Genomic DNA, 1,588 nt, shown 5'->3' with positions numbered 1-1,588 from the left:
CAACTGACAACTGACAACTACATCAGCATCCTGATGCCCAGCACCATCAGCAGCACCGCGAACAGCTTGCGTACCAGCGGAACCGGAAGCCGGTGGGTGAGGCGGGCGCCGATGGGGGCGGTGAGGAAACTGGCGATGGCGATGCCGAGCAGCGAGGGGCCGTGCACGTAGCCCAGACTCCAGTCGGGCAGACCCTCCGTGGCCCAGCCATGGAAGACGAATCCGCCGGCGCCGGCGAGGGCGATGGGTAGGCCGACCGCGGCCGCGGTGCCAATGGCATGACGCACGGCCACGTTGAACCACACCAGGTAGGGCACGCTCAGGGAGCCGCCGCCGATGCCCAGCAGTGCAGACACCAGTCCGATCACGCCCCCGCCGCTTGCGAGACCCGCGGTACCCGGCAGGGGCCGGTGGGGTGCAGGCCGAATGTTCAGGAACATGTAGATGGCGAGCGCGATCTCGAAGGCGCCGAACACGCGGCGCAATGTATCCGAACTCAGGAACTCCGCCAGCGTGGCCCCGGCCAGGGCGCCCAGCATGACACCGGGCGCAATCTTTGCCACCAGGTCCCAGCGTACCGCGCCGTGCAGGTGATGGGTGCGGGCCGAGGAGATGGCCGTGGGTAGGATGGTGGCCAACGAGGTGCCGATGGCCAGGTGCGTGATGATGCCCGGTTCAACTCCCTGGTGGATGAACAGCCACACCAGCACCGGAACGATGATCAGTCCGCCGCCCACGCCGAGCAGGCCCGCCATCACCCCCGCCACCGCCCCCAGGGCCAGGTAGGCCAGCCATGCTTCCACGTGTTACCCCTGTCAGGAACTGGAGACGGCCATGATAGACCGCGTGTCTGGAAATGTGCAGGCGTGATGGATGGTGAGGATGTTTCAGAAAAGACACGTATGCGGGGTTGCATATGTCACCACATATGCGGTTTCCTGTCTGTGTCATCGAATAGCTCGTTTGTGAATCGCAATGATGGAGATAAGTGAAATGAAGGAATGGATCGTATTGATACTTGCCGGGATGTTGGCCTCTTCTGCCGCCCTCGCCGATGACTGGCGTCGTGACGGCAGCGACGCGGAGAAGCTGGAGCAGTTGATTCGGGCCATGCCCAATACGGCGGCCATCATGCTCCAGGTGGGAGAGCGCTATAACAACCTCTATTGGGCGGCACGACAGGGCCAGTGGGAGTATGCGGGTTATCAGATGGCGGAAATGCAGGGCGCCCTGCGCCGCAATGCGGTGACCCGCCCCGGCCGCGCGGCCGATATTCAGAAGTTCCTCGATGAGGGCTTCGAGGGCATGGAAGAGGCCATCGAGGCGCAGGATGATCAGCGCTTCTTCCGTTCCTTCGAGCAGATGCGCGGGCAGTGCATGGTCTGTCACGCGGATTCCGGCTACGCCTTCATCAAACTGCCTGCCCAGCCGCCGCGACCCAATAACCCCGCGCTTTATCAGTGAGGGCGTCGATCCGGCGGCTCTGAAACCGCGACGCAAAGACGCAGTGACGCAAAGGTTCAGAAGTCAGATCAAGAGTCTTCTTTGCGAACCCTTTGCGTCTTCGCGTCTTTGCGTCGAGGCTTTT

The 1,588-nt window shown here is 62.9% G+C and carries 2 protein-coding genes; one reads left to right on the top strand and one right to left on the bottom strand.

The features are described 5' to 3' along the window. Positions 1-17: 17 nt before the first annotated feature. A complete protein-coding gene (locus tag B1C78_RS15215) occupies positions 18-803 on the bottom strand; it encodes a sulfite exporter TauE/SafE family protein (protein WP_077280021.1) in 786 nt (261 codons plus the stop codon). Between the two features lie 190 nt (positions 804-993). Between B1C78_RS15215 and B1C78_RS15210 the strand changes: the two genes are divergently transcribed. Beyond that, positions 994-1,464, top strand: a complete 471-nt coding sequence (locus B1C78_RS15210; RefSeq protein ID WP_077280020.1) for a hypothetical protein — start codon at positions 994-996, stop codon at positions 1,462-1,464. Positions 1,465-1,588: the final 124 nt, after the last annotated feature.

Origin of the sequence: Thioalkalivibrio denitrificans, assembly GCF_002000365.1 — a bacterium.
GTDB classification, from domain to species: domain Bacteria; phylum Pseudomonadota; class Gammaproteobacteria; order Ectothiorhodospirales; family Ectothiorhodospiraceae; genus Thioalkalivibrio_A; species Thioalkalivibrio_A denitrificans.
Note: the sequence above shows the minus strand (reverse complement) of the source record. Positions and strands in the feature narration are given on the sequence as shown.

Bases quoted from the DNA above. Each gene is read 5' to 3' on its own strand.
- B1C78_RS15210 (WP_077280020.1), top strand. From the start codon at position 994: ATGAAGGAATGGATCGTATTGATACTTGCCGGGATGTTGGCCTCTTCT.